The 26,454-nt window shown below is 64.4% G+C and carries 20 protein-coding genes and 2 tRNA genes; 6 read left to right on the top strand and 16 right to left on the bottom strand.

Annotated features, from left to right (window positions below):
• Positions 1 to 599 precede the first annotated feature (599 nt).
• The 12 genes from BUB04_RS06410 to BUB04_RS06355 form a co-directional block, all read right to left on the bottom strand.
• Positions 600 to 1,460, bottom strand: coding sequence for a YitT family protein (locus BUB04_RS06410; RefSeq protein WP_073038048.1), 861 nt, complete (start codon positions 1,458 to 1,460; stop codon positions 600 to 602).
• A gap of 136 nt (positions 1,461 to 1,596) precedes the next feature.
• Positions 1,597 to 2,106, bottom strand: coding sequence for a GNAT family N-acetyltransferase (locus BUB04_RS06405; RefSeq protein WP_218588384.1), 510 nt, complete (start codon positions 2,104 to 2,106; stop codon positions 1,597 to 1,599).
• Positions 2,090 to 3,841 carry a histone deacetylase family protein gene (locus BUB04_RS06400; RefSeq protein WP_073038119.1) on the bottom strand — a complete coding sequence of 584 codons (1,752 nt, stop codon included), beginning with the start codon at positions 3,839 to 3,841 and terminating at the stop codon, positions 2,090 to 2,092. Before BUB04_RS06400 ends, BUB04_RS06405 begins: the two co-directional genes overlap by 17 nt.
• 133 nt (positions 3,842 to 3,974) lie before the next feature.
• A complete protein-coding gene (locus BUB04_RS06395; protein WP_073038043.1) occupies positions 3,975 to 4,961 on the bottom strand; it encodes a D-alanine--D-alanine ligase family protein in 987 nt (328 codons plus the stop codon).
• Positions 4,961 to 6,013, bottom strand: a complete 1,053-nt coding sequence (locus BUB04_RS06390) for a D-alanine--D-alanine ligase family protein (RefSeq protein ID WP_073038040.1) — start codon at positions 6,011 to 6,013, stop codon at positions 4,961 to 4,963. The genes BUB04_RS06395 and BUB04_RS06390 overlap by 1 nt, the downstream gene beginning before the upstream one ends.
• 22 nt (positions 6,014 to 6,035) lie before the next feature.
• The gene (locus BUB04_RS06385) at positions 6,036 to 7,373 is read right to left on the bottom strand and encodes a KamA family radical SAM protein (protein WP_084076260.1); all 1,338 of its coding nucleotides are present in this window, start codon (positions 7,371 to 7,373) and stop codon (positions 6,036 to 6,038) included.
• A gap of 113 nt (positions 7,374 to 7,486) precedes the next feature.
• Positions 7,487 to 7,768, bottom strand: a complete 282-nt coding sequence (locus tag BUB04_RS06380) for a DUF5818 domain-containing protein (protein WP_073038036.1) — start codon at positions 7,766 to 7,768, stop codon at positions 7,487 to 7,489.
• 22 nt (positions 7,769 to 7,790) lie between these two features.
• Positions 7,791 to 8,072, bottom strand: coding sequence for a DUF5818 domain-containing protein (locus BUB04_RS06375; protein WP_073038034.1), 282 nt, complete (start codon positions 8,070 to 8,072; stop codon positions 7,791 to 7,793).
• A 752-nt stretch (positions 8,073 to 8,824) separates the two neighbouring features.
• Positions 8,825 to 11,536, bottom strand: a complete 2,712-nt coding sequence (gene polA / locus BUB04_RS06370; RefSeq protein WP_073038033.1) for a DNA polymerase I — start codon at positions 11,534 to 11,536, stop codon at positions 8,825 to 8,827.
• Between the two features lie 129 nt (positions 11,537 to 11,665).
• A complete protein-coding gene (locus BUB04_RS06365; RefSeq protein WP_073038031.1) occupies positions 11,666 to 12,400 on the bottom strand; it encodes a tRNA lysidine(34) synthetase in 735 nt (244 codons plus the stop codon).
• Between the two features lie 204 nt (positions 12,401 to 12,604).
• Positions 12,605 to 13,801: a VWA domain-containing protein gene (locus BUB04_RS19265; protein WP_073038029.1), complete on the bottom strand. Its 1,197-nt coding sequence runs from the start codon at positions 13,799 to 13,801 to the stop codon at positions 12,605 to 12,607.
• 8 nt (positions 13,802 to 13,809) lie between these two features.
• On the bottom strand, positions 13,810 to 14,661 hold the full coding sequence (locus BUB04_RS06355; RefSeq protein WP_245795141.1) for an AAA family ATPase: 852 nt from the start codon (positions 14,659 to 14,661) through the stop codon (positions 13,810 to 13,812).
• A gap of 446 nt (positions 14,662 to 15,107) precedes the next feature.
• Here BUB04_RS06355 and BUB04_RS06350 point away from each other — a divergent pair, with 446 nt between their 5' ends.
• The 3 genes from BUB04_RS06350 to BUB04_RS06340 all read left to right on the top strand — a co-directional run bounded on the left by BUB04_RS06350 (position 15,108) and on the right by BUB04_RS06340 (position 16,725).
• On the top strand, positions 15,108 to 16,319 hold the full coding sequence (locus tag BUB04_RS06350) for an MFS transporter (RefSeq protein WP_084076254.1): 1,212 nt from the start codon (positions 15,108 to 15,110) through the stop codon (positions 16,317 to 16,319).
• A gap of 241 nt (positions 16,320 to 16,560) precedes the next feature.
• Positions 16,561 to 16,637: transfer RNA gene (locus BUB04_RS06345), tRNA-Arg, on the top strand.
• A 12-nt stretch (positions 16,638 to 16,649) separates the two neighbouring features.
• Positions 16,650 to 16,725: transfer RNA gene (locus BUB04_RS06340), tRNA-Lys, on the top strand.
• A gap of 84 nt (positions 16,726 to 16,809) precedes the next feature.
• Here BUB04_RS06340 and BUB04_RS06335 read toward each other — a convergent pair.
• From BUB04_RS06335 to BUB04_RS06320, 4 genes are all read right to left on the bottom strand, one after another.
• Complete coding sequence (locus BUB04_RS06335; protein WP_178371923.1) at positions 16,810 to 17,595, bottom strand: type II TA system antitoxin MqsA family protein; 786 nt, start codon at positions 17,593 to 17,595, stop codon at positions 16,810 to 16,812.
• 23 nt (positions 17,596 to 17,618) lie between these two features.
• Positions 17,619 to 18,005 (bottom strand): hypothetical protein, encoded by a 387-nt coding sequence (locus BUB04_RS06330; protein ID WP_143156381.1) that lies wholly within the window; start codon positions 18,003 to 18,005, stop codon positions 17,619 to 17,621.
• A 236-nt stretch (positions 18,006 to 18,241) separates the two neighbouring features.
• Positions 18,242 to 18,742, bottom strand: coding sequence for a Spy/CpxP family protein refolding chaperone (locus BUB04_RS06325; protein WP_073038022.1), 501 nt, complete (start codon positions 18,740 to 18,742; stop codon positions 18,242 to 18,244).
• 39 nt (positions 18,743 to 18,781) lie between these two features.
• Complete coding sequence (locus tag BUB04_RS06320; RefSeq protein WP_073038020.1) at positions 18,782 to 19,222, bottom strand: Spy/CpxP family protein refolding chaperone; 441 nt, start codon at positions 19,220 to 19,222, stop codon at positions 18,782 to 18,784.
• A 293-nt stretch (positions 19,223 to 19,515) separates the two neighbouring features.
• On the opposite strand from BUB04_RS06320, the gene BUB04_RS06315 reads away from it, so the two are divergent.
• From BUB04_RS06315 to BUB04_RS06305, 3 genes are all read left to right on the top strand, one after another.
• Positions 19,516 to 20,286, top strand: coding sequence for a response regulator (locus BUB04_RS06315; protein WP_084076253.1), 771 nt, complete (start codon positions 19,516 to 19,518; stop codon positions 20,284 to 20,286).
• Positions 20,283 to 21,665 (top strand): sensor histidine kinase, encoded by a 1,383-nt coding sequence (locus BUB04_RS06310; RefSeq protein ID WP_073038018.1) that lies wholly within the window; start codon positions 20,283 to 20,285, stop codon positions 21,663 to 21,665. The genes BUB04_RS06315 and BUB04_RS06310 overlap by 4 nt, the downstream gene beginning before the upstream one ends.
• 916 nt (positions 21,666 to 22,581) lie before the next feature.
• Entirely contained in the window at positions 22,582 to 26,430 is a 3,849-nt protein-coding gene (locus tag BUB04_RS06305; protein ID WP_073038015.1) for a M14 family metallopeptidase, read from the top strand.
• Positions 26,431 to 26,454 lie beyond the last annotated feature (24 nt).

Below are 26,454 nucleotides of genomic sequence, written 5' to 3'. Positions count from 1 at the left end.
CCAGGTGGACGTTTCCCCGTCTCGACTCATGGGTTCGTCGGCGACTGCGCAGTATTCTGCGTAAGCGCAGCGGACGAAAGGGGATCAGCCGAGGCCGCGATCATAACAGATGGCCGAATGCTTTCTTTGAGCGCCATGGGTTGTACAGCCTCGTGGCAGCCCATCGCGCAATGCTCCAGTCCTCAGCGGGGTAAAACCACCAACCGGAGAGCCGTATGCGGGAGATCCGCACGTACGGTTCGGAGGGGGGAGGGACTCGGCAACGAGTCCTTCCTACCCCTATCCAATGGGTCCGTGCGTTCTGGTAGGGGCGGGCTTTACGCCCGCCCTTGAGGACCTGTCCATGTCAAAGAATCGTGCAATTCAGGTTCTACAATGCCTCTGTCGCTCTTGTGACATCTCGCCGGGGTGAGTGAGCGTGCACTGGTGTAGTGCCTTCCTGTGGGAGCGCCGCAAGGCGCGACAATCCATCGGCGGCCAGCCGGCCATTGAATAACCGGGCGCCCCTTTCGCGGGGCTGGAGCCCCACGGCTACGAAGTGAACGGAAATTCCTTAATTCCTTCGCCTCTTGAGCCGGAAAAGCATTTTCGAGCAACCTCTAGTAAACCTTGCGTTTGCCGTGGCGTTTGCCGAGCACTTCCAGCGTGTCGTTGATGATGACGAAGGCCTCGGGATCGATGGAAAAGACCGCGTCCTTGAGCTTGGGAAGCTCCGTCAGGGTGGTCACGGTCAGCACCACGTCGCGGTCCGTGCCCGTATATCCGCCCACGCCTCGCAGGAACGTCACGCCGCGCCGGATCTTGTGCAGGATGAAGTCGGCCACCGCCCGCGGGTCGGAGGAGACGATGAGCACCATCTTTCGCCGGTTGAAGCCCGCCATGACGGAATCCACCACGCGGCTGCTGGAATAGACGTAGACGATGGAATAGAGGGCTTTTTCCAGCCCGAAGAAGTGGGCGCCCACCAGGAGGACCAGGGCATTCACGGCCGTGTAGACGATGCCCACCCGGATGCCCCAGCGGGAGTTGAGGTAGATGGCCAGGATGTCCAGGCCCCCCGCGGATCCCAGAGACCGCAGGATGATGCCGCCCCCGAGGCCGCAGACGACCCCCGCCAGCACGGCCCCCAGCAGCGGATCCTTGAAGGCGATGGGGGGTACCTTGATCCATGCGGCCGCCAGGGAGAAGAAGACCATGCCGAAAAGGGTGTAGAGCATGAAACGCCGGCTGATGGAAAACCAGCCCAGGACCATGAGCGGCAGGTTGAGCAGGAAGTACAGGTGGCCAATGTCCCAGGAGGAAAAAAGGTAGTGGAGGATAATGGCCACGCCCACCACGCCGCCGCTCAGCAGCTCCTGGGGAATCATGACGGCGTTCATACCGATGACGAAGATGATGCTTCCCGAAACGATGAGTGCCACATTAGTGGCGACGGACTTCCAGTCCCAGTCGATCTTCATCTCTTCTTCCTTTCCCGATACCAGCCTGCGGAGGAGCCTGCTCCTCCACCTTCAAAATCGTTTCAAAGTAGGAAGTATCCCTCAGAAGGGGGACCGGATAAAGCAAAAAGGACGGTGCGGGGGATAATGGGGCGGGTCAAAGGGTCTTGCTCAGGATGATCTTGTGGTCTTCCGGAGCGTAGAAATCTTGTAGGACGGCTTCGATCCCGTAGCCGGCCTTCAGGTAGAACCGCCGGGTGGGTTCGTAGAGGGCCCGGGACGACGTCTCCACGTAGATTTTTCGGCCGCCCAAGGCCCGGACGGCCTCTTCGGTCGCTTCCAGCAGGAGGCGTCCGAGGCCCATCTTTTGATGAGCGGGGTCCACGGCGATCCAATAGAGATCGAAGCGCCGGTCGGTCCCCAGGATGGGGCCGTAGCAGGCGTAGCCTGCCGGCCGGTCGCCCCTCTGGGCGAAGAGGAAGTGGTAGCCGCATCCCGGGCCGTTGCGGAGGTGCTCTTCCACGAGACTTCTGGCCACCTGGATCTCTTCCGGGTTGAAAAATCCCGTGGAGGCCACGATCCGTTCCACGTGGTCCGGATCCTCGGGCCTCACGTCCCGGCGCAAATACACCGGTGCGTTGTCCTTATCCTTATCTGTTCCGTTCACTGAATCCTCTCCACAAGCCGGTGAAAAACGCCGAGGCGTTGGCTCCCAGATTCCGGATCCGGTAGCCCCCCTCCTGAACCACCAGGGAGGGCCGTCCCATGGCTCCGAAAAGGCGCCCCATTTCCAGAAAGTCGCTTCTGAGAAGAGTCCACGTGCCGGTGGGATCCCCCTTGGCCGTGTCCAGACCCAGGGCCACCACCAAAAAGTGGGGGCGGAACTTGTGCACCTTGGCCAGGGCCTTCTCCAGGACCTTCAGGTAGGCCTTTCCGTCCACGTGCTCCGCCAGGGGATAATTGATGTTCTTCCCCTGCCCTTCCCCGGCTCCCGCCTCGTCCCGGAACCCGCTGAAATAGGGATAGGCGAAGCTGGGATGGCCGTGGATGGAGACGGTCAGCACGTCGGAGCGTTCGTAGAAGATGTTCTGGGTGCCGTTGCCGTGGTGGTAATCCACGTCCACCACGGCCACACGGCCGTGGGATGCGAGATAGTTGGCGGCGACGGCCGTGGAATTGAAGTAGCAGAACCCGCCGAAGGCGCGCTTTTCCGCGTGGTGGCCCGGGGGCCGGACCAGGGCGTAGGCCAGCCGGTGTCCCCTCAGGAGGCTGCGGGCGGCCGTGAGGGCGCAGTCCACGGCCCCTTTGGCGGCGCTGTAGGCGTTTCGGTTGAGCGGCGTGAAGGTGTCGATGCAGTAGTAGCCGGCCCGAATGGGCAGTTCCTTGGGAGGGCGGGCGGCGTTGCGGATGGGGAAGACGTAGGGATAGACGCTCTTTCCCGGCTCCACCTTGAGACACACCCTCTTGAGAAAATCCACGAAGTCGGAGGCGTGCACCCTCCGGATCCATTCCTCCCCGAAGTGGTGCGGTTCCAGCCTCTCGAAGAGGCCCGTTCCTTCCAAGGCCTCCAGGATCTTGGAAAGTCGCGCCGGAGCCTCCACGTAGCCCCGGTCGTGAACGTGGTGGATCTGGTGGCCTTCGTTCACCACCAGGGCGATGGCATCGCCGGTGAGGTGAACGGGCCGGGTCTCCTGGGCCCGGCCGGGCGCCTGGACGTAGCGCGGGGGGCGGAGGCGCACCGGGTCGTCCCGGAAGGAGTCCACCACCCGGTCGATGTAGCCCGCGGGCGCCCTGTGGCCGTATTTACGTTCCAGGATGGCGCGAACGATCTCCCGGGCCCGGTCCCGTGCCAGCGGGATGCCCAGGCCCAGATCGTCGAAGACGAGAAAGGGGGGGCAGTCGTCTTCCGGCTTGAACGGCGTCTCGTAGGCGGTGCCCGCAACGGGCCTCGCCCCGTAGCGCTCGTAGAACTTGAGGCGCGCCCTGTTCTGGGCCAGCATCACGGGATCCCGGCACAGGGAGGGATCGTCGGGCAGGCATTCGAAGAAGAGGCCGACGGCCCCCATGGCTCTGGACTCCTGCCGGACCAGTTCGTAGAGGGCGCTTCCGATGCCGCCCCCCAGCCGCTTGCGGGTGACGGCGATGTAGTCCAGATAGCAGAAGTGGAGGTCCGGGGCATGGGAGACGAGGGCGAACCCGCGCACCTTGGCGGGAGCCTCTTCGGCCACGTAGAGGATGGAGCGGAACCGGTACTTCAGGGGATTGCGAAGCAGTTGAGGTAGTTTGGCGATTTCCCGCTCCGGGAGATCGGGAAACTGAACGCGAAGGATCTCCTGCACCTGGACCAGGGCTTGCCGGTCCAGGGGAAGGATGTCGTCGTACACGCGTCGAATTCGAAACATGGTGAAATTCTCCGACCGCGGCTCGTGCCGCTCCCACAATCAAACTCCATCCCCGCGCCATGGGCGTGAGGCGATCAACCCCGCCCCCACGGGGTCCGTTCGTTTTTGTGGGGGCGGGCTTTGCGCCCGCCCTTCAGGGCCGCACCGCATCCTCCAGGATCCGGAGGATCACCTGTTCCGGCTCCAGGGCCGCCTCGGCTGCGGCGGCCATGAAGCCGGCGTCGGGCGAAAGGCAGGGATTGGCGTTGACCTCCAGGATCCAGGGCCGGCCGGCGGCGTCCACCCGGAAATCCACTCGGGCGTAGCCCCTCAGGCCGAAGAGGTCCCAGCACCGAAGAGCCAGTTCCTTGAGCTGATGGAGGAGAAACCGGTCTTCCTCCCGGAAGTCGAAGGATCGGACCGTGTTCTGATAGGCGAAGGACGAAGGGTCCCATTTGGCCTCGTAGTCCACGATGGCGAACCGGTCGGGACCGAACCCCCGGAAGCGGATTTCCGCCGGGGGCAGCACCCGGGGGCCGTCGGGACCCGCGAGAAGCGACAGATTGAATTCCCGCCCGTCGATGAAGCGTTCGGCGAAGACGTCCCCTCCGCCCGTGGCCCGACTGCCCCTGTCCAGAGCCGCCTCCAGATCCCCGGGGTCTGCGAAGGTGGCCACCGAGTCCTGGGTGATTCCCACCGAGGCGTCTTCCCAGACGGATTTGACGATGTAGAGTGCCTCCGGCTCCCACAGGTCCCAGTCTTCGGGGGAAGTGAGGGCCGGCGGCGTGGGCAGGGCGTGGGAGCTCATGAGCCGCTTGGCCAGCACCTTGTGGGAGGTGAGGAAGACCGCCTCCGTGGGACTTCCCGTGTAGGGAATCCCCAGGACGTCAAGGATCGCCGGAGCCACGTGGATGAGGCGGCCCGTTCCGGCCGCCGTCTCCACCAGGTTGAAGACCACGTCGGGACTCACCGCCTGGAGCCGATCCCTCAGGGCCTCCAGGTTCAGATGGAAGGGCAGGATGTGCGCCTCCCATCCCAGCCTGGCCAGCGCGGACGCCACAAAGCGGGCCTGGATCAGAACGTCCTGCTCGTCGGGCGGGGCGCTCGGGTCCACCGCGGAATGGAGCACCACGGCGCGCATCAGAGGGCGGCCTCCCGGACCGCACGGGGAGCTGTTCGCCGGACGGCGGCCTGGAAGTCCCCGGAGACGCCGTGGCTCAGGCCGGCGCGCTCCAGGGCGCTCTTCATGATCTCTGCGATCAGCTCCCGGTAGGACATGCCGGAAAGCGTGCACAGGATGGGAAGGTCGGAATGCTCCGGGTGGAGTCCCGCCAGGGGGTTGGCCTCCAGGAAGTGGGGGCGCCCTCGGGCGTCCGACCGAAGATCGATCCGCCCCGCGTCACGGCATCCCAGGGCTCGGTAGGCGTCCAGGGCCACCCGGGCGGCTTCGCGGGCCTCCTGGTCATCGGCCAGCCGATAGATGACCCGCTCCTCGCACCATTCCTTGTTTTCGTAGGAATAGACCTCGGCGTCGGCGTTTTCCTTGAGGATCACCTCCATGACCGCCACGGCCCGGGCCCGGTCCCCCGTGCCCACGATCCCCACGGTGAATTCCCGGCCGGGCAGGAAGGTCTCCACCAGCACGGGCTGGCGGAAGCGGGCCAGCAGATCCTCGCAGGCCCTTTGCAACTCGCGGACGGAAGAGGCCTTGGACGCCGGCGAGATCCCCTTCCCCGTGCCCTCGCTCACGGGCTTGGCGAAAACCGGAAAGGGAAGGTCCACCCGGCTCGCCTGGGCGGCGTTTTGCACCACCGCGAAGGCCGGCGTGGGCACCCCGTGGTCCCGCACCACCCTTTTGGTCACGGCCTTGTCCAGACTGACGCACAAGGTGAGGGGATCCGAGAAGGTGTAGGGGATCCGATAGGCGTCGAGAAGGGCGGGAACCTGGGCTTCCCGGCCGGAACCGTACAGCCCCTCCGCGATGTTGAAGACCATGTCCCAGCGCTTTCCGGCCGCCAGTTGCTGCACCAGGTCCGTCAGGCGCCCGATGCGCTCCGTTTCGTAGCCCAGGGACCGCAGGGTCCCCTCGATGGCGTCGATGGTGTCCGCCCTGTCGAATTCGGCGGTCTCTTCTTCCGTATAGCCTTCGGAAAGATAGAGATCCCGCAGGTCGTAGGTGAGGCCGATTTTCATGTTTCCGGGCTCCTTCCCGCTATCAGTTGGCCATCCGGTACGGTGCCGGTTCCGAAGGGGCCGGGGAGGGCCGGTCGAATGCACCGGGATACCGAAAGGTTCTGTTTTCGTAGTTTCGAAGGACCAGGTCCTGCCCGTCCGCCCCTTGCGCATAGTCCGGCAGCAGGGGAATCTTTCCGCCTCCGCCGGGGGCGTCGATCACGTAGGTTGGGACGGCGTAGCCGGTGGTGTGGCCCCGAAGTCCTTCCATGATCTCCAGCCCCTTGGCCACCGTGGTTCGAAAATGGGCGGACCCGGAGATGGGATCGCACTGATAGAGATAGTACGGGCGCACGCGGCAGCGCAGCAAGCCGTGGTAGAGCGCCTTCAGGGTGGCCGCGTCGTCGTTGATCCCCTTGAGGAGCACCGTCTGGCTGCCCAGGGGGATGCCGGCGTCGGCCAGGCGGGCGCAGGCGGTCCGGGCTTCCGGAGTCAGTTCGTCCGGATGGGTGAAATGCAGACTCATCCACAGGGGATGGTGGCGCCTGAGAAGACGGACCAGCGCTCCAGTGATCCTCTGCGGCAGGACGGCCGGCACCTTGGTGCCGATCCGAACGAACTCCACGTGGCGGATGGCCCGGAGCCTCTGGAGAAGCCACTCCAGGGCGTCGTCGGAGAGGGTCAGCGGGTCGCCGCCGGAAATGAGCACGTCCCGGACCGAGGGGGTCTCCTGGATGTAGGCCAGGGCCTTTTCCCACTGCTTCTTGCCGGCATGTCCCCCCTTGTGGCCCACCATGCGGGACCGCGTGCAGTACCGGCAATAGGTGGAGCAGAATCCCGTGACCAGAAAGAGCACCCGGTCGGGATAGCGGTGCACCAGGCCGGGAACGGGAGAATCGTGATCTTCTCCCAGCGGGTCGTCCGCTTCTCCGGGAGAGGGGACGAATTCGTCCAGGACCGGGATGACGGAGCGGCGAAGCGGCTGCAGGGGGTCTTCCCCATCCAGCAGACTGGCGTAATAGGGGGTCACGGCCGCAGGAAACCTGGAAGAAGAACGCTGCAGGGCCGCCCGTTCGTCCTGGGAGAGATCCAGAACTCGGCTGAGGGCCGTGGCCGTCCGGAGACGGTTTTGCACCTGCCAGTGCCAGTCGTTCCACTGGGAAACGGTGACTCCCGGGAAATACTTCCTGCGAAAGGCGTTGGTCTTTTCGTTGAGGGGAAAACGTGCAGACGGGCGGGGTCGGGCCGGCCGGGAACGGCGCGGCGCCGGAGGGTCGCTGTTGCCGGAACCCGGAGGTTCGCTCGGCGGCTCCTCCACCTCGGAGAGGTCTTCCGAGACGCTCTGCAGGCTCTGAATCCAGGCTTGCTTCTTCTTTTCCATCGCTTCTCCTTCTTCGTAAAAAAGGATGGGCGGAGGCCGGGCCTCCGTCCATCCACGTTCCGGCACCGCCGGGTTCCGGGCGCAGGAAGGGGCCGAGGCCCCTTTCCGCCTCGTTACTGGGCGGGCTTGATGTCCTTCACTTCAATGACCTTGTCTTCGCCGCTCTCGGTGAGTGCACCGGTCACGGAAACCGTCTGGCCGGCGAACTGCTCCAGGTTGTCTCCTTCCAGGATGTATTCGCCGCTGTCGGTTTCCAGCACCACTTCATCGCCCAGCACCTGGAGCTGGCCCGTCACGGTGACCTCATCGGCCATGGCCAGAGGCGCCAGGGACGTCAGGGCGCAGAAAAAGGCCACCAGAAGAACGAAGAACTTAGCAGCACGAAGGTGCCTCATGTTCGATTCCTCTCCCCTCCGCTTATTCGGCGGGCTTTACTTCCTTGACCTGGATCACCTTCTGGCCGTCGCTCTCGGCGAGGTCGCCGGTGACCTGGACCTTCTGATCGGCGAACTGGGCCGCATCGCCGCCCTGGAGCACGTAGGCGCCGTCATCGGCCTGCAGCGTCACCGTTTCTCCCTGGACCTGGATCTGTCCGGTTACGGTGACCTCATCGGCCATGGCCAGAGGAGCCACCGCCGTCAGAGCGAAGAGGAAAGCCGCCAGAACCACGAACAACTTGAAGGACCGTACGTTTTGCATCTCACACTCCTCCTGAAACGTTTATTGAATGGAACCTCTAACCTTCTCTTGCGCTTCCCCCCTTCCTGTCCCGACCGCCGGGACCGGGGTGGAAGCGAAACCCGCGCAGGAAGAAGCACGGAGTGTGCCAGGATAGATAACATATCGGAATGGCAGGGAGTATGGGGTGAGACCTTGGCAAAATGGGAACTTCAGGTTCCCAATGGCGAGGCGGAAAATTCGGAGGCGGCCCAAAACCGGTCCATGGGGTTCCTGGATCCAGCTTCACGGAGAAGGCCGCGCCGGGAGCTTGTCTGGAAACGGCGGTTCCGATGGCGCTTTCTCGCGGGGCTGAAGCCCCGCGGCTACGAACCGTTATCAACCTGCGGGTCACACGGCATGATGGATAGGGGGATGAGGTGTAGAGGCGCTTGTGGAACCGTGTGCCGGGCGGAGCGCCACGCGCTTGGCGGGTGTGGACAAACCCCGCCCCTACATGAGAGGCTCATGAGCCTTCGTAGGGGCGGGCTTCATGCCCGCCCGTCGGGACCGCGCCATCACAAGGAATCGTCCTGTGGGGACTTGGGGCTTCCCGTCACTCATCACCCCCCCCCTAGCCCCCGGGCAATCCCCCCCGGCCCCCCTTTGAAAAAGGGGGGAGATTCAGCCCACGGACGACCGACATTCCGGACAACGGCCCCCGCCTCACCTCTCACCCATCACCCATCACTCATCACTCATCACTCATCACTCATCACGCCTCACGGCCCCCCTCACCCGTGGGCCTCGGCCCAGTTGGCTCCCCAGCCCATGTCCACCACCAGCGGGACGGACAGGGGATGGACGTTTTCCATGAGGTCCTTGACCAGGGTGCGGACGCGGTCCAGCTCGTCTTCGGGAACCTCGAAGACCAGTTCGTCGTGCACCTGGAGGAGCATGGCGGTGCGGAGGCCTTCCTGGCGGATGGCCGCGTCGATGTCGATCATGGCTTTCTTGATGAGATCCGCCGCCGTGCCCTGGATGGTGGTGTTCACCGCCAGCCGTTCCCCCTGCTGGCGCACGTTGCGGTTGCGACTCTTGAGTTCCGGTAGGTACCGGCGCCGTCCCAGGAGCGTTTCCGCGTAGCCGCGTTTTCGGGATTCCTCCACCACCTGTTCGATCCAGCGCTTGACCCCCTGGTAGGTGGCGAAATAGCGGTCGATGGCCGCCTTGGCACTGGCCTGGTTGATCCGAAGCTGCTTGGCCAGCCCGTAGGGGCCCATGCCGTAGATGATCCCGAAGTTGATGGTCTTGGCCTGGCGGCGCATCTCCGGGGTGACCTCGTGGGGCGGCACCCCGAACATCTCGGCGGCGGTCCGCCGGTGGATGTCGGCTCCTTCTGAGAAGGCGGCCACCAGGCGCTCATCGCCGCTGTAGTGGGCGAAGATGCGAAGTTCGATCTGGGAATAGTCGGCGGCAAGAAGCACGCAGCCTTCTTCCGGCACGAAGGCCTCCCGGATGCGTCGTCCCTCCTCCGTTCGGATGGGGATGTTCTGCAGGTTGGGGTCCGAACTGCTCAGCCGCCCCGTGGCGGTCACGGCCTGGTTGTAGCTGGTGTGGATGCGGCCCGTTTCCGGGTGGATCAGCTTGGGCAGGGTGTCCACGTAGGTGTTCTTGAGCTTGGCCAGGCTCCGGTAGGCCACGATGTGTTCCGCGATGGGATGCAGGGCGGCCAGCTCCTCCAGGACGCTCATGTCCGTGGACGGCCCGGTCTTGGTCTTCTTGATGACGGGAAGCTGCAGCTTTCCGAAGAGGACGTCCCGGAGCTGGATGGGCGACTGGATGTTGAACGGGCCTCCCGCAATCTGATGGATGACCTCTTCTTCCTTCCGAAGGCCTTCTTCCAGCGTTTTGGAAAGTTCCTGCAGGCGGGCCGCGTCGATCCGGATGCCCTTGTGTTCCATGCGCGCCAGCACGGGGATGAGGGGCCGTTCCAGGGACTCCATGAGATCCAGGAGCCCCGCCTCTTGGAGCTTTTCCCGGAGCACCGGAACCAGCCGGTAGGTGGTTTCCGCGTCGCTGCAGGCGTAGTCCACGGCCTTTTCCAGGGGAACCTGGGCGAAGGGGATCTGGTTCCTGCCGGACCCGGCCACGTCGCTGTAGCGCAGCTTCGATTCCCCCAGGTGCTCGGCCACGATCCTTTCCAGCCGGTGGGACGGGTTGCCGGGGTCCAGAAGGTAGCTGGCCACCATGGTGTCGAAGTCGATCCCCTGGAGTTCCACGCCGTGGCGTTTCAGGACCACCCATTCGTACTTGATGTTTTGGCCCACCTTTTTCGGCCGGTCGCCTTCCAGCAGGGGCCGCAGGGCGTCCAGTGTCCGGGCCGGCGGGATCTGTTGCCCGGCGTCTTCGCCGGTGTGGCCCACGGGGATGTAGGCCGCTTCGTGGTCCTTCCAGCACAGGGCCACGCCCACCAGGTCGGCGCGCATGGCGTCCTGGGACGTGGTTTCCAGGTCGATGGAGAGGACGTCCGCTTCGGCGATCCGCGCGAGAACGAGGGAAAGGCCCTTTTCGTCCGTCACCAGCCGGTCTCGTCGCTCGGGCGCTTCGGTGGCGGCCGCAAGCGCCTGGTCGCCGGCTTCCCGGGCCAACTCGTCCAGAAATCGTCGGAACCCCAGGGACTGGAAAAATTCCACCAGGGCTTTCGTGTCCGCCGGTCGGACGACGCACTGATCGGGCTCCAGGGCCACGGGCGCGTCTTCCCGCACCGTGACCAGGTCCCGGGAAAGGAGCGCCGCCTCTTTTCCCTCTTCGATCTTTTTCCTCAAGGCCGGGCTCTGGATGTCTTCCACGCGGCTGAGAACCTGGTCCAGGGATCCGAATTGGCGCAGGAGGTTCTGCGCCGTCTTCAGACCCACGCCGGCCACGCCGGGGATGTTGTCCGAGCTGTCCCCCATGAGGGCCAGAAGATCCCGCACCTGCTCGGGACGGACGCCCAGTTTCCGTTCCACCGTCTCGCCGGTGAAAACCTCGTCCCTTTGGGGATCCCACTGGATCACGTGGGGTTCCCGCACCAGCTGGTGAAGATCCTTGTCTCCCGAGACGATCACCACGGGCATGCCGGCTTCCACGGCCTTTCGGGCCAGGGCCGCGATCACGTCGTCCGCTTCGTATCCGGTGATCTCCACCGACGGGATGCCCAGAAGGTCCACCATCCTTTTGATGAGCGGCACCTGCACCACCAGGTCTTCCGGCATGCGCTCCCGGGTGGCCTTGTAGTCGGGGTAGATGGCGTGGCGAAGCGTGGGCCCCGGCGGGTCGTACACCACGCAGATCCGTTCGGGGCGTTTGTCCTTGAGCACCTTCTGGAGCATCTGGTGGAAGCCGTAAACGGCCTGGGTGGGCGTTCCGTCGGGGGCGGTGAGGCGCTGGCGCATGGCGTAGAAGGCGCGGTACATGTAGGAACTGGCATCGATGAGATACAGGGTCGGCTTCTTTTCCGTCATGGGCCGTGTCTCCTTGGTTTTTCGATCCGCGCCGCCCTTCTCAGCGGCGCGGATCGAAGTGCCTCTGCGTTCTCCGCGTCTCTGTGGTGCATCCTTTTGAAGGCATCCCGCCGCACCGGCCCCCCCGCGTCAGCCCTTGAGGGGCGGCGGCAGGTATTCCGGGTTCACGTTGCTCAGGGCGTGGAAGATGTTTCCCCGCACCTTGCGGTTCTTCCGGTAAAGGGAAAAGAGGAAATCCCGGATCTCCGTCCGGGCGCTCTTTCCCGCCGACGGGCACGGGTTTTCCACCACCGGAAGATCCAGGTTCCGGGCAAGACGCGCGACCTTTTGGGAATCCACCAGCGCCAGGGGACGGATGACGGTGATGAGTCCCCCGAAGAAGGGCTGCTTGGGGACGATGGCCGCCACCTGGGCGCCGTAGCACACGTTGATGAAGAAGGTTTCGATGAAGTCGTCCTGGTTGTGGGCGAAGGCCACCTTGGAGCAGCCCAGGGATTGGGCTTCCCGAAAGATGGCCGCGCGGCGCCTCCGGGCGCACAGGAAACAGGGGTTTTCGCGGTTTTCCGGGCTGTGGGCCTTCACGCCGTAGTCGGTCCGGAGAATCCGGTAGTCGAAGCCTTCACTCTCGAAGAACGCCTCCAGTTCCGCCGCCGGCCGGGGATCGAAGCCCAGGTCCACGTGCACCGCCACCAGGTCGTAGTGGATGGGGATGCGCCGAAGGCGCTCGCGGAGGAGCCAAAGCAGCACCATGCTGTCCTTGCCGCCCGAGACCGCCACGGCGATCCGGTCTCCGTCCCGGATGAGATCGTAGTGGTGGATGGCTTTCCCCACCAGCCGTCGCACTTCCTTGTCAATGTAGGCCATGGATTGCTATCCGTCCGATTGGGATGTCTTCATTTCCCCCTCTGTTCGTTTGAAACGCGGCCTTGTTTCGTTCGTGCACGGGGGCCGTAGGGGCGAATGGCCATTCACCTGTAGGGGCGAATAGCCATTCGCCCCTACAGGGCGCGTTTCATCCTTTCCTGCCACGGCCCGTTCTAGATGGGGTTAAGGGGGGCCGGGGGGGGATTACCCCTGGTCCACGGCCCGGCCCTGGATGTTCAGGTGGGCCACGGCGTTCTTGATCCCGCCCAGGGTGAGATCCTCCATGTGGAAGATCCGGCCGATCCGCTCGATGGTGGAACTCTGCCACGGCCACAGATCCCGGCGGATGGGGTTGAGCCACACGCTTGCGGGAAAGGCCTCCCGGAGTTCGCGGAGCCACACGTAGCCGGGCTTTCGCACGGTGGTCACCATGTCGATGGATCCGTAGGCGGCCATGAGTTCGGCCGGGGCCATGTTGGCGTCGCCGATGATGACGAGCCGGGTCTTTCGTCCCGAGCTAAGGAGCTTTTCCCAGGAGACGGGCCGGCGCCGCGGGGGATCCGCGTAAACGGCCCCGTAGATGCAGTTGTGGAAGTAGTAGGTGCGAACGTCCCGAAAGCAGTCGCGGATCTTGTTGAAGACGGTGCGCACCAGGTCCACGTAGGGCACCATGGAATAGCCGCCGTTGTCCACCAGGAGAACCATGTCCACCCGGTTTCTCAGCTCCCGCCGGAAGATGAGTTCGATCTCCCCGCCGTTCTTGGCGGTCCGATGGATGGTGGCGTCCACGTCCAGTTCGGTTTCAGGCCCCACGGGCCGCAGGCTCTTGAGGGAGGACAAGACCTGCCGGAGGTTCTCCGTTCGAAGCGGGGCCTGGTCGCTGTAGTTGATGTAGCGGCGCGACCCGATCACCTTCTGGGCCGTGCCGTGAACGCTTTCGCCGTGGACCCGGATTCCTCCGCCGTGCCGGCCGCTGTGCCCGTAGGGGGATCGGCCGCCGGTGCCCACCCAGGTGTTGCCGCCGTGGTGTTCGCCGTCCTGGGCCAGGACGGTCCGGTAGAAGCGCTCCAGGAGCTCTTCCGTGTCGAATTCCCGGAGGGCCTCGGGGGGCAGGCGCCCGCTTTCCACCTCCTTTTTGAGCCATTCCTGGAAGGGCTTTCCGGCCAGGATCTCTTCCCAGTCGGTGGGATCCACGTTGGGATCGCCCAAAAAGACGGAGCGAAAGACCTGCTCGAAGGCGTCGTAGTGCTCCACCTTCTTGACGAAGACCAGGCGGGCCAAGAGAAAGAGGCGGTCCAGGTCGGGAGCCAGCCCGGCCCGCAGTCCCCGGTAGAACTCCAGGATGTAGTGGACGCTCACGGGAATGCCCGCCTGCCTGAGGCCGTAGATGAAGGCGATCATGGTGGCTCCTAGAACCGGAGGGCCTTCCGGATTCCCTTGAATTTCAGGATGTCCTGGGTCCTTTTGAGGAGCGTGCCGATGTGGGCCACGTCCCGGCCCGCACCGGGGCCGCGCGCGCCGCCGGCCTGCAGGGCGCCGATCCAGTCCAGCAGCTCGGCCGTGGCCGGAGGCTTTTCGAAGCCCTCTTCGCGCAGTCGGTAGAAGGTTTCCAGGGACGCCTGCAGGAACGGCTCGGGAATGTCCGGGTAGTGCAGCCGGACGATCTTCACCATCTCGTCGGGACCCGGGAAGGGGATGTAATGGCAGAAGCAACGGCGAAGGAACGGATCGGAAAGCTCCCGCTTGGCGTTGCTCGTGATGACGATGATCGGCCGGTGCTTGGCCTTCACCTTGTGGTTGATCTCCCGGATGATGAAGGCCCCGTCTTCCAGCACGTCCAGCAGGTTGTCCTGGGTGTCGGAGTCGGTCTTGTCGATCTCGTCCAGCAGGAGCACGCGGCGGTCGTCGGCCGTGAAGGCCCGGCCGATGGGCCCGAACCGGATGTAGTCCCAGATGTTGTTCACGTCCCGGCCGGTGTCTCCCGAGCCGAAACGGGAATCGTTCAGCCGGAGCACCGTGTCGTAGACGTAGCACAGCTCCTCGCCCTTGAAGGTGGACTTGCACCGGGCCTCTTCCATGCGGAGGTTCAGGGCGCGGGCGATCTCGAAGGCGAGCTGGGTCTTTCCCGTGCCGGCTTCCCCGGTGAGCAGCAGGGGTTTTTCCATGGCGATGGCGATGTTGACGATCTCGCGCAGTTCCGGGTTGAGGTGGTATCGGTCGGTGCCTTCGAAGCGAAGGGCGGTGCGGGTCGTTGCGGTCACGAAATGCCTCCTGATTCGGTGAAAAGGTCCTTGAGCTTGCCTTAGGTGTTTGAATCATAGTGCATTTCCGGCCGCGGCGAAAGCCTTGAACGGACGAAGGCCCGGGGGGACGAAGCTTCGGGAAGGAGTCGCCCTGGGACTTCCATGCGATCCGGAGACTGTGCTAAGGATGAAAGGACCCTGGGGGGCTGTCTGAAAACGCAGGAGATGACCGCATTTTTCGTAGCGCAGCCCTTTAGGGCTGCGGAGGAATCCCCGAACGTCGGACGGGTCAATCGAGTAGTGCCAGTCATTTCATTGGGGTGCGATGGCCCCTTTCCGCGGGGCTGAAGCCCCGCGGCTACGAAAGAAATCGTGCCCCTTGGCGATCGATGAAGGAAACACGCTCTCGCACAAGGAGGGGCGGGGTTTATCCCCGCCCGCCACCCACCATTCAGGGGTAGCCCATGGAAAGACCGTATCGGAACTCCCTGAGCCTTCCGGCCTCCAGGCCCGCCTCCTTCGTCTACAGCCTCACGGTCTGCTGCCTGGTCACCTTCGGGTTCTACACCGCCTCCTACATGCGCATTCCCGTGGTTCCCCTGTACGCCAAGTCCCTGGGCGCCGACACGCCCACCGTGGGGCTCATCAATTCGGTCTTCTTCCTCACCGCCGGGTGCCTCTCCTTTCCCACCGGGCTCCTTTCCGACCGCTGGGGCCGCAAGCGGGTGGCCCTTCTGGGAACCTTCGTGGTCTTCGTCACGTCCTTCTGGCTCGCCTTTTCCCGCACCCCCGCCCAGCTCATGCTCATCTACTTCTTCTTCGGCGTGGGCCTTTCCGCCTACGGCCCCACCATGATGAGCTACGTGGCCGACGTTTCCCCCGTGACCCACCTGGGCCGCTCCTACGGCTGGTACACCACGGCGCTCTACACGGGCATGAGTGTGGGGCCGGCCGTGGGGGGCTGGGTGGCCGGAGGGTTCGGCTACGGGCCCGTGTTCGTCGCTTCCGGGTGCGTGACGGCGGTGCTGTGGGTGCTCATCCTGGCCCTGCTGCCGGCTCCCCCGGCCCGGGACGACGCCGTGGATCGCCCGCCGCTCCGGGAAGCCGCGGGGGCCGTTCTTCGGAATCGTCCCCTGTGGGGCTGCTGGCTCGTCACCCTGGGGCTCTGCTTCGGGCTGGGGATGTTCGTCACCTTCATCCCGCTCCACGCCCGGGACGCCTCCATTCCCATCGCTTCCATCGGCATGATCTTCTTCGTCCAGGGGGTGTCCAACGCCCTGTCGCGCATCCCCTTCGGGCACTGGAGCGACCGGACGGGGGACCGAAGGCGCCTGGTGGCCGTGGGGGCGACGGCTTCGGCGGCGGCCCTGGTGGGGTTCGGCTTTTCCGGCAGCTTGTGGCAGTTTCTGGCCTGGGCGGCCCTTTTCGGCTGCGGGCTTGCCTTGGCCTTCACCTCCATCGGAGCGCTCATCGCCGTGGTGGTGGATCCCCACTCCCGGGGACTGGCCATGGGCGGCTACAACACGTGCATCTACTTCGGCATCATGCTCGCTTCCGCCACCATGGGCGTGGTCATCGAGCGGAGCGGGTACCCGGCCGCCTTCGCCGGGGCGGCCGCCGTGACGGGCGTCTTCCTGGCCGTCTTCGGCGCCTTCATGCGCACCTACAAGGCGTAGGAGCTTGGCCGAAACGCCCGAAGGACAGCTTTCCGCGGGCCTTCGCCCCGCGCCAACGGCGCCCCCATGAGCCTCGAAAGAATCGGCAACGAGGCGGCGGGATGCTCCTCTGCCCGGCGGGTCCAGGTCACCGTACCGACGGGCCGCGCCCCGGGATTTTTTTCGGCGGGGTCCAGAAAAAGTTCCTTGACAGGCCGGGGCGCCCTGGGCTAGTAAAGAGCCCCGTTTGAAGGGTTTGCATGCGCCCGTAGCTCAGCTGGATAGAGCGTCGGACTTCGAATCCGCAGGCCGCAGGTTCGAATCCTGCCGGGCGTACCAGATAGATGGCATGGGCCGTTAGCTCAATTGGTAGAGCAGCTGACTCTTAATCAGGAGGTTCGGGGTTCGAGTCCCTGACGGCCCACCAGAAAAATCAAGGGGTTAGGTCAATCGGCCTAACCCCTTTTTGTTTTCGTGGTTGTTCTGAGCTTCGTAGTTGAAATGCTTGGGCCTACAAGGCTTTGAGGCGCACTGAATCCGAGTAGGGTATCAATGCCCCTGTGGGCTTTTCCCGCCACACCGGTTCCAAATGCGACGCTTCGTATATGGACGAGTTTGAGGGGAACCGCTTTGTAATTCGATCAATGATTCGTTCTTCCTCATCCGTCAGCGGCTCGGCTGCGTTCGGTTTCGCCGAGCGGATTAGTGGCAGAAGTTCGCTGTAATTATTCACTTGCGGTCCATGGGGAAGAGCTGCGTAGGATGCCCCGGTCATGCCGCGCCCCGTTTCTCTGAAAGCGACCATGTCGGCGTAAAAGAGGTATTTTCCGGCGTAGAGCAGCTTGTCTTTGCTTCTGGTCGTGAGCAGCCGCCGCCGGAGCTTTTGACTGAACCGTTCCAGTATCAAGCGCATCCGGTCCAGAGAAAGCGGGCGTCCTCCATTCCAGGCATGCTCATCGGTGGGACGATCGAAAAGGGCACGGCGAAGAGCTTCGTCGTTGGCCTTGGACTGAATACTTCCCAGCTCCCAACGCTTGACGCTTGCCACCCCCACGCGAGCCACCCGGGCCAAGTCCTCTTGGGTCCATCCTCTCCTTCTTCTCGCTTCCACGATTTGGACTGCGGTCAGAAGCCCCTCGGCTTTCTTGTAGGCCTCTGACAACCTCTTTTGGTTGGTCGCCGCAAGCTCCGGCGATTCCGCTTCGATCCCGCACTTTGGGCATACATACCGATTGGGTAGGTAGGTCACTGTGCGGCCTCTTATCGTCGCGGTCCGTCGCACTTTGCGAAGATCCATCTCTCGGCCGTCATGGGGGCATCTCATGTTTCTCTGTTCTCCCTGTCCTTGTGGAAGGATACCAACCACATGATGTCACCCTTGAGAGCAAATTTCAGATAGACGTTGCACCCAAGGGTCTTGCTCTGCCACACGAAGGAAAACAGTTCGGCGTTCTTTATCGCTTCTTCATAGGATCGGGCCGGTGGTCGATTTCCTCGGTATGCCTTGGGTGTGATTTCGCCCAGTGCCTCCAGCAAGAGGCTCGGCAGTTCGCTGATCAGGACATCCAGCTCCAGCAAGTCGCCATGGATCACGTCGGGTTCCAAGATGGCCCATCGACCTTCCTGGATGGCGGATCTGGCCTGTTGGAGTTTTCGGTCCAACTCGCGATAGGAAGGCCGTCCTCCGCACTGGAAGTCTAGTATCATATGATGCCACCGTCAAGACGAGATAAAGAATGGGAATGCCCCATTGGGTGATGCGCGATCCAGGGCACATCGCTTTCCGCCGAGCTGGCTGCCTTGATGAGGTTTAACGGGATCAAGCATCCATTTGCAAGTCTCTGGGGAAGGGGCTTGTCGGGAACCGGGCGGCCCGGAGGCCGCCCGGTTGTGGGAGGGAAGCGCCCGGCAAGGGGGAGCCGGGCGTGAGGAAAGAGGGCGAATCAGCCTTTGGGGGGAGCGTCATCGCCCGCAGGGCCCGGGAAGGGAGGGGCGATCCCTTCCCGGTGTTTGAAAAGCTTGTTTCGGATCTTTTCGCGCTGCTCCGGGGTCAGGATGCCTTCCACTTCCCGACGGACCGTGTGGCGCAGCACGGCCAACTCCTCCTCTGCGGCGGCCACGGCCTTGAAGGCCTTTCGAACGGCCGCTTCATCGCTCTTGGGATCGTCCATCACCGCTCTCAGGTTCCGGCGGGCCTCCCGGTGAACCTTCCTCGCATCGTCCATCTCCTGGCGGTGTTTCTTCAGCACGGCCTGGATCCGGTCCTGCTGTTCCGGCGTGAGTCGGAGATCCAGGATCGTCTCGATTCCGCGCAAGAACCCGGGGCCGTCGTGGGCGGGCGGTCCCTGGAACCGGCGTCCTCCGAACGCATCGGCCCGAACCGCCGTCACGACCAGAAGAGCCACGACGGAAGCCGCGATAATGAGCCTTCTTTCTCTACGCATGATGTCTCCTCCTTTCCTCGCTGTTTCCGATGGATTCCATCATCCCCATTGTCCCCGCCGGGGACCGCGGTGTCTTTCCCTTTCCTGACGCATCTTTTGCCACTTTTCGTACTGGTCGGCCCGCAGCACTTCCTTGATCTGCGCGTCCGTTTCCTTGCGAAGCTCCTCCATCTGAGCCCTCACGGTCTCAAAGCCCGATCCGTCGGCCCGGGACCGTTCCATGAGACTCCTTCCCTTCTGCCGGGCCTCCTCCAGAATGCCGCGCAGCTTTTCCTTCTGCTCGTCCGTCAGGTTCAGCTCCCGGTCCATGTGACGAATCACCGTGTCCGTGTCCGGCGGCGGCGGGGGTTGCCCCAGGGCTCTTCCCGCTCCGGCATGGAGCGCTCCCAAAACGAAAAGCCACACGCACGCCGCCACAAGCCAGGCTCTTACGGACGGGTCCCATCCATTGGTCTTGGTCGTTTTCTCTCCTGCTTCCATGTGCCTCTCCTTTCAGTTCCCTGTTCCGTTCCAGATTGCCGGGCCGCCCCGGCTTGTTGGGAGGAGGTGTACCCCGAAGGCGGGTTAATGTGTGTCAAATGATCGTGAGCCTTTGTAAAAGTGCGTTAAAGGCTTGCTAAGGAAGGATCCCTTTGGGATCGTGTTTTCCGGATCGGCGCGGTTTTTGACTCGCTTCACCGCCTTCACAATTCTTTACATGCGAGCGCCCGACCTTTTCGCTATGCTCGGTTGGACTGACCGGAAACAACCAGACCGCAGGGAGGATCGGTGGAATGAGCGAGGTGTTGCGGCTGCTGGTGATCGACGACGATGCGGAGCTGTGCGAACTGCTTTCCCAATACTTGGAGCCCCACGGGTTTCGGGTCGTGGGCGTCCACGACGGAGAAACGGGACTCCGGGCCGTGGCCGAGGACACCTTCGACCTGGTGGTGCTGGACGTGATGCTCCCGGGCCTGGACGGCCTGGAGGTCTTGCGCCGCCTTCGCGCCCTGTCGCCCATCCCCGTGGTGATGCTCACCGCACGGGGAGACGACGTGGACCGCATCGTGGGCCTGGAACTGGGAGCGGACGACTACCTGCCCAAGCCTTTCAATCCGAGGGAACTCCTGGCGAGGCTTCGCGCCGTCCTGAGAAGGGCGAGACAGACGGAGTCCGCTCCTCCGCCCTTGGATGCGGGTTCCGCCAGCCCGGAAGGGATCCGGGTGGGGGACGTGGAGCTTCATACCGGCACGCGAACCGCCACCTGCGGCGGCCGGGAGCTTCGGCTCACCACGGTGGAGTTCAACCTGCTGGAGGCCATGATGCGGGCGGCCGGCCGGGTGCTCAGTCGCGAAGAGCTGAGCCTGCTGGTGCTGGGAAGAAAACTTCAGCCTTATGACCGAAGCCTGGACGTGCACGTGAGCAATCTCAGAAAGAAGCTGGGCGACGGGCCCCGCGGGGCCGAACGGATCAAGACGGTGCGCGGGGTGGGCTATCTCTACTGCCTGCCGGAAGGGGGCCGCCCGGAAGACCTCCCGGGAGGGGAAGGGATCGGGGAATCATGAAGACGCTCTTCGCCAAGATCTTTCTGGCCTTTTGCGCCACCATCGTGGGCGGGGCGCTCCTGTCGTTTCTCATCATGGGCTGGCTTTTTCCGAAACACGTGTGGACGGAGGCCTGGCGGAGCGCCGCCCGGCAGGGCCTGAGGATGGCCGGAATCGTGGGAGTCCGCATCTACGAAGGGGAAGGGGAGGAAGCCCTCCGGCGCTACGTGCAAAGCCTGGAAGGGGAAGGACCGGCTCGACTCTTCTTCCTGGACGACCGGGGAAGGGAGCTCACGGGCCGGCCCGTGCCCAAAGACGCCCTGGAGCCGCCCCCGCCCCCTCCCAACGAAAGGCCCCGGAGAAGGGTTCTGCCGCCTCCCCAGTACCAGGTTCTGCGCATCGTCGGCCCTTCGGGATCGACGTACACGTTGCTCCGCCATGTGCCGCCCCCGCCCCCCATGACCCCGCGGCCCCATCCCTTCCTCATCCCCTTGGTCGTGCTGCTTGCCGCCGCCGTGGTGCTCTGCTTCTTCCTGGCCCGTCACCTGACGGCGCCGTTGAGGACCCTGCAGGTCACGGCCCGCCGGCTCGCTTCCGGAGATCTTGCCGCCCGGGTGGGCCCCGCCCTGACGGCGCGAGGGGATCAGTTCGGCGCGCTGGCCCGGGATTTCGATCACATGGCCGAGCGCCTCCAGGAACTGATGGAGGCCCAGCGGCGGCTCCTGCGGGATGTCTCCCACGAGCTTCGATCCCCCCTGACCCGCCTGGGGGTGGCCCTGGAACTGGCGAAAGACAAGGCCTCGAACGATCTCCACCCTCTGCTGGAAAGGATCGAAAAGGAGTCCGAAAGGCTGAATCGCCTCATCGGTCACGTGCTCACCTTGGGCCGCATGGAGCAGCTTCGGGAGCCGGAAGCCGCGGAGGAAGTCGCCCTAGACGACCTGGTCCGAAACATCGCCCAGGATGCCGCCTTCGAGGCGGCCGAGAAGGATTGCACCGTGACCGTCCGGTCCCGGGCGGCGGTGCGTGTTCGGGGATCGGCCGATCTGCTTCGAAGCGCCGTGGAAAACGTGGTCCGAAATGCGGTCCGCCACGCGCCGACCGGGACCGAGGTGGAGGTGTCCCTGGAGCTGGATTCCACCGGGGAGGCACCCATGGGGGTCATCGCCGTCCGGGATCGGGGGCCGGGAGTCCCGGAGGAGGAGATTCCCCGCCTCTTTCAGCCCTTCTACCGCGTGGAGCCGTCCCGCGACCGGCGAAGCGGCGGTGTGGGTTTGGGTCTCGCCATCGCGCACCGGGCGGTCACGCTGCACGGGGGAACGATTCGGGCGGAAAACGTGCCCGGAGGAGGTTTTCGGGTGGAAATCCGGGTGCCTGGGGGAGTGATGAGTAATGAGTAATGGGTGATGAGTGAAGGGTGAAGGGGCGTCTGAGAGCTGAGAGCTGTTGGCTGTCAGCCATCACTTGTCAACACATCTTTAAGAACCTTGGAAGATAGGGATTGAAGCCCCTGCGCAAAAGGCTGATCCGTTTTTGTAGGGGCGGGCTTTATGCCCGCCCAGAGGGATACCCATGAACCCCCTATCCTCACGCAAAAGAGTTTGACTTCCCTCCGGGGCCTACAGGTTGGGCCATGCGTTCTCCATAACCGTTACCACCAAAGGGAGGTACCCATGGTTCCGCCTCTACACGGAACTTCCGGTCGCAGCTGTGGATCTCCTTACTTGCAATGCCTAAGATCGAGAAACGCTCCTCTACGCATGGTGCATTATGCCGGATCACATCCACCTGCTCTTGCAGGACCGCGATGTTGTGGATTTTGTTCTTTGCTGAAGGGTAAACTCACGCCGTTAGCCCGCAGACTCGAGCCCGACCGGGCACTCTGGCAGCGAAGTTTCTACGATCATGCGCTACGCCGGGAGGAAACGCTTTCTGACGTGGCACGCTACATCTGGCATAATCCGGTTCGGGCCGGATTGGTGATGCGGGCCCGGGATTACCCGTGGTCCGGTTCGCTGGTTTGGTCGGATTGGAAGGCAATGTTGGAAGGGGGAAGCGGTGAATGCGGGCGGGGATAAACCCCGCCCCTACGCGCGTTGCATCGCGATTTCGGCTTCGGGCGGGGGGTAGGTCCCGCCCTGAGGCGCTCGCGCGTCCGGACGGATATAGGGGGGCGGGTGGTCATAAGGCCCGCGGCGGCGCGGGCCCTGAACGCGGCGCCGTTCCGTAGGGGCGGGCTTCATGCCCGCCGGGACCGTGCATGGGGGAAGAAGCGAATCCTTTGGAGGAGGCTGATGGAGGAGGCTGAAGGGCGGGATGGATCTTCTTGAGCAGCTCTTTCCGGAACGGCCTGACTATAAAGACACGGACGGGGACGGAATCACCGACCGGGTGGCCGCGCGCCTGGTGGTTCCGGGACGTCTCGACTGGAGCCCCTTCTGGGCGGAAGCGGCGCATCTTGCTTGCCGGTGGGCGTTCGAGACGGTTCGGCTGGACGAGTCCCTGGTGCGATTTACAAAACCTCGCGGGCCCCGGCCCCGTCTGGTGCTTCGACTCCGGCCGGAACCGACACGGGAAGGGCCGCCTTCGCCGCGGGTGCAGGTCGTTCGCCGGAGTCCCGTGGAAGTGGTGGCCACGGGCGAAACCCGGGAGGCTCTGACTTCCTTCCTGCGATTCCTCGCCGTTTCGGACGGCCTGAACCTTCCGGTACTTCCCGGTTCCTGGCGTCGGTTGGAATGGGTTTCCGGCCCGGATCCCCAACTCAAGGTCTGGACCGGGTCCCGGCAAAAGGAGCCGTGGCTGATTCACAAGATTTCCCGGGAAAGGACGGGCCTCCTGGATCCCTTTTCCATGCCCCCGGTAAAGGAACGGGCGGCCCAGGCGGGTTCCTTTCCGGACGTTCTGGATCTTTCCCGGCCCGGCGGGATCTTCGAGCCGGTTGCGGACGATCCCAGGCGCCGGGCCTTGCGTCTGGCGGTGGAGCTTCCCTCCGAAAGGCTTTCGCCTGCCGTGGGACGCGCCCTGTGCCTGGCCCTCTGCCGGGTCAGCCTGGAAGCCACGGAGATCGAACTTCCCTTCGTCCATGCGGGACCCGTTCGGCACGGCGGCGTGGTCCTGGAGATCCGGGAGGACGCGGGCTCCCCGGAGGCCGAAGTCCGGGCGGCCGAGGACGACCGCCGCCGCCTGGTTCTTCGAGGCGACGGGGCGGCGCTCCAGAACGCTCTTCTTCGCTGGTTGCCCCGGACGGTTCGCGAGCCCGGTCCGGGGGAAGAATCCATGATGTCCTTGCGGGAGGCGGTGCACCGCGTGCACGCCGTCCGCCGCGCCTGGGCGCCTCCGGTGACAACCTCGAGTGATCCCCTGGGGGTGCCTGAAGATGCGGCGATGGCCCATTGCGTCTCTTTTCCGGCATCCCCGCGAAAGCAGAAAGCCACGAATTTCAGTAGCTTATTGGGTCGCGATGGCGCGGAAGAGCCGAAAGGCCCAGGGGCGCCCGGGATGGAAATCCCGGCAAAATCTGCCGCGCCGCTTATCCGGGAAAGCCGATGGAACCCCGAAGACGTGCGGATGGAACGGTTGATGGGCCGTGTGCCGCCGGGCCGCGGCCCGCTTCGGGGGACGGTGTTCGTGAGCAAACCGCCCGAGGTGCGGCGCCGGCTGAAGGAGCGGCTGGAAAAGATCCTGGCGGCCAAGGGCTATGAACCGTCCCTGGAGGTTTACAACGCCTACAAGCCGGGCCTCTGCTGGCTTCTGGAGAAGGTGATGCCGGCACTCCGGGACATGGCCCGGTCGGACGCGACGCGCGCGGAGGCCGTGGAGCTTTCGTTTGCTCCCTTTCGAGGCGCGCAGGGCGCCATGGAGATGCGCACCCGCTGGCTGCAGGAAATCTACCCGGGCCCCGATCTGCTGGCCCAGGCCTTGGGCTGGGATCCGGCGAGGGTTCACATCCGCCAGGACACCCGCCAAGAGACCGCCTATCGCGTGCGGGCCTGGAACCGTGAGGGAAGGGTACTCCTGGATGAGGCCTTCACGCCGCGGTGGACGAGCCTTTCCTACTACGGCCGCATTCCGCCTTCCCAAACGGTGCATCCCACCACGGCCGGTGTGCGGCTTTGGAACCAGGACGGGATGGCCCTGGACCGCTCCATGCCCACCGACCGGGAAGTCTTCTGGAGGATCTTCGGAAAACGATGGCTCCCGGCGCTCCAAAGGGCTATGGAAGCGCGTCTGAAAAGAGAAGACCCCGAGCGGCTGCGGGCCTTTTGGGAAGAGATCCGCATCCGGGTGGCCGTGCCGGAATCGGAAACTTTATTGGGCTTGGACCAGGAGCGGATTTCGCCCATGGAGGCCCTCCACGAGGACCTCTATTTCACCCTCCTCGAATTCCACAAGGATTTCGCCCGACGTTTCGTCCTTCCCGAGACCGTGCAGCTGGGGCAGGTCATGCCGGTGGTGGCGTGGAAGGCGACCGGCGGGCGTGCGCGGGCCCGCCTTACGGCCAAGCCCCTGGAATCTTGTGCCAGTACGCCAGAGATGATCGCCTTTCCCGTAGCGCAGCCCTTGAGGGCTGCGGAGGAATCCCCGAGCTTCGGACAGACCTTGGGGGATTGCCTGTCGGTTCATGGGGTTCCGAAGCCTCCTTTCCGCGGGGCTGAAGCCCCGCGGCTACAAAAGAAGACGGGTCTCTTGTCGGATGAGGAAGGATCATCGTTCTCGGACACGGCCCCGGGAGCATGTCCGGAAACTCCGAAAAGCGCCACTCCCGGGCAAACGGAAGCCTGTAATTCCCTGGAGATCCTGGATCCCCGCTTGCGCGGGGATGACGGCCCCTCCACGGAAGGCTCTGCGGCCCCGTTCCCGCGCCCGGAAGATCCGGCGGGCGGTCCCGCCGTTTCCCGGGTTCGTTTCGGAAAACGGTTCTGGGACGTGGGGATTTCCCTGCCCGGCCCGCCTACCACCACGGTCGCGCAGAACCTTTCGGAAACCCTCCGGAACGCGGGCTGTGAAGTGGTTTCGACGGCCGCCGGGGAAGTGGTCTGCCGGTTTCCGGCCCCCCGGGCCGGAAGAAAAACGACCCGGGAGGCCGAGCCGGAAAAACTGCCTCCCCCCACGGACCGGGTCCTGCGGGCTCGGGAGGTGACCGGCTGGGTGCGAAAGCTCGCTTCGTTTCCGGTCATGAGGGCCTGGAAGCCTGCCCGCAGTTTCCAGGGCCGCTCCATCCGGGCCCTGGAAGCGTTTCTTCCGGCGGGCTCCGGCCATGTCTCCATGGCCCGGCTGCGTCTGTTCAAGCCCACGATCCTCTTCAACGCCCGCCATCACGCCAACGAGGTTTCGAGCACCGAGGCGGCTCTCTTGTCGGCCTGGCGGGTAGCGGCCACCGACCCGGGCCGGGCGCTCCTCAAACGGGTAAACCTCACCTGGATCCCCATGGAAAACGCCGACGGCGTGGCCGCCTTCGAGACGCTCCATCCCACGGCGCCGGGCCACAAGCTCCACGCCGCCCGCTACAACGCCTTGGGCTGCGAATTCTACAGCGACTACTTCGCCGAACGACCCCGATTCCCGGAAGCCCTGGTCAAGCGCCGCGTGTGGGAACGCTGGCTTCCGGAGCTCATCCTGGACGGCCACGGCGTGCCCAGCCACGAATGGGAACAGCCCTTTTCCGGCTACGCACCGGGAATGTTCGCCGAACATTGGATCCCGCGCTCCTTTCTCTACGTGTACCTGCCCTTCCTGGACGATCCGGACGATCCCCGCCACGGGTGGGTCCGGCGCCTGGGGGAGATCATCCGGCGGCGGGTGGGCGAAGATTCGGATCTCAGCCGTCGGAACCGGGAGATCCGGGACCGCTATCGGCGCTACGCGGAAAACTGGGAGCCCGACGTCTTCCCGCCGGCGGGGGAAGGCCCGGTGGCGCTCCTTCCGCCCGTTCCCCGGGTGGCCCATCTCAACTACTGCGTGCAACGGCCCGACGTGACCCGCCTGGAGGTGGTCACGGAGGTGGTGGACGAGGTGGCCGAAGGAGCGTGGCTGGATTTGTGCGTGCGCGGGCACCTGGTCGTCCTGGAGGCTCTGACGGAGTTCTTGCAGGCGGAAGGCAAAAAAGCTATCAAGACGGTCACGGTCTCCGGCCGCACGGTGCGGTTTTCCTGGAGACGCCGGTGAGTGGACCCGTCTGGACAAGGAGGG

The sequence above is a fragment of the Desulfacinum infernum DSM 9756 genome, from assembly GCF_900129305.1.
GTDB classification, from domain to species: Bacteria; Desulfobacterota; Syntrophobacteria; order Syntrophobacterales; family DSM-9756; genus Desulfacinum; species Desulfacinum infernum.
The sequence above is the reverse complement of the archived record's forward strand: the minus strand, read 5'-3'. Positions and strand labels throughout refer to the sequence as shown.

Excerpts from the sequence above, each read along its gene's own strand:
- BUB04_RS06380 (WP_073038036.1), bottom strand. The coding sequence starts at position 7,768 with ATGAGGCACCTTCGTGCTGCTAAGTTCTTCGTTCTTCTGGTGGCCTTT.
- BUB04_RS06375 (WP_073038034.1), bottom strand. The coding sequence starts at position 8,072 with ATGCAAAACGTACGGTCCTTCAAGTTGTTCGTGGTTCTGGCGGCTTTC.
- BUB04_RS06310 (WP_073038018.1), top strand. The coding sequence starts at position 20,283 with ATGAAGACGCTCTTCGCCAAGATCTTTCTGGCCTTTTGCGCCACCATC.
- polA (WP_073038033.1), bottom strand. The coding sequence starts at position 11,536 with ATGACGGAAAAGAAGCCGACCCTGTATCTCATCGATGCCAGTTCCTAC.
- BUB04_RS06335 (WP_178371923.1), bottom strand. The coding sequence starts at position 17,595 with ATGGATCTTCGCAAAGTGCGACGGACCGCGACGATAAGAGGCCGCACA.
- BUB04_RS06390 (WP_073038040.1), bottom strand. The coding sequence starts at position 6,013 with ATGAAAATCGGCCTCACCTACGACCTGCGGGATCTCTATCTTTCCGAA.
- BUB04_RS19265 (WP_073038029.1), bottom strand. The coding sequence starts at position 13,801 with ATGATCGCCTTCATCTACGGCCTCAGGCAGGCGGGCATTCCCGTGAGC.
- BUB04_RS06325 (WP_073038022.1), bottom strand. The coding sequence starts at position 18,742 with ATGCGTAGAGAAAGAAGGCTCATTATCGCGGCTTCCGTCGTGGCTCTT.
- BUB04_RS06350 (WP_084076254.1), top strand. The coding sequence starts at position 15,108 with ATGGAAAGACCGTATCGGAACTCCCTGAGCCTTCCGGCCTCCAGGCCC.
- BUB04_RS06400 (WP_073038119.1), bottom strand. The coding sequence starts at position 3,841 with ATGTTTCGAATTCGACGCGTGTACGACGACATCCTTCCCCTGGACCGG.
- BUB04_RS06385 (WP_084076260.1), bottom strand. The coding sequence starts at position 7,373 with ATGGAAAAGAAGAAGCAAGCCTGGATTCAGAGCCTGCAGAGCGTCTCG.
- BUB04_RS06305 (WP_073038015.1), top strand. The coding sequence starts at position 22,582 with ATGGATCTTCTTGAGCAGCTCTTTCCGGAACGGCCTGACTATAAAGAC.
- BUB04_RS06320 (WP_073038020.1), bottom strand. The coding sequence starts at position 19,222 with ATGGAAGCAGGAGAGAAAACGACCAAGACCAATGGATGGGACCCGTCC.
- BUB04_RS06395 (WP_073038043.1), bottom strand. The coding sequence starts at position 4,961 with ATGCGCGCCGTGGTGCTCCATTCCGCGGTGGACCCGAGCGCCCCGCCC.
- BUB04_RS06410 (WP_073038048.1), bottom strand. The coding sequence starts at position 1,460 with ATGAAGATCGACTGGGACTGGAAGTCCGTCGCCACTAATGTGGCACTC.
- BUB04_RS06315 (WP_084076253.1), top strand. The coding sequence starts at position 19,516 with ATGAGCGAGGTGTTGCGGCTGCTGGTGATCGACGACGATGCGGAGCTG.
- BUB04_RS06330 (WP_143156381.1), bottom strand. The coding sequence starts at position 18,005 with ATGATACTAGACTTCCAGTGCGGAGGACGGCCTTCCTATCGCGAGTTG.
- BUB04_RS06365 (WP_073038031.1), bottom strand. The coding sequence starts at position 12,400 with ATGGCCTACATTGACAAGGAAGTGCGACGGCTGGTGGGGAAAGCCATC.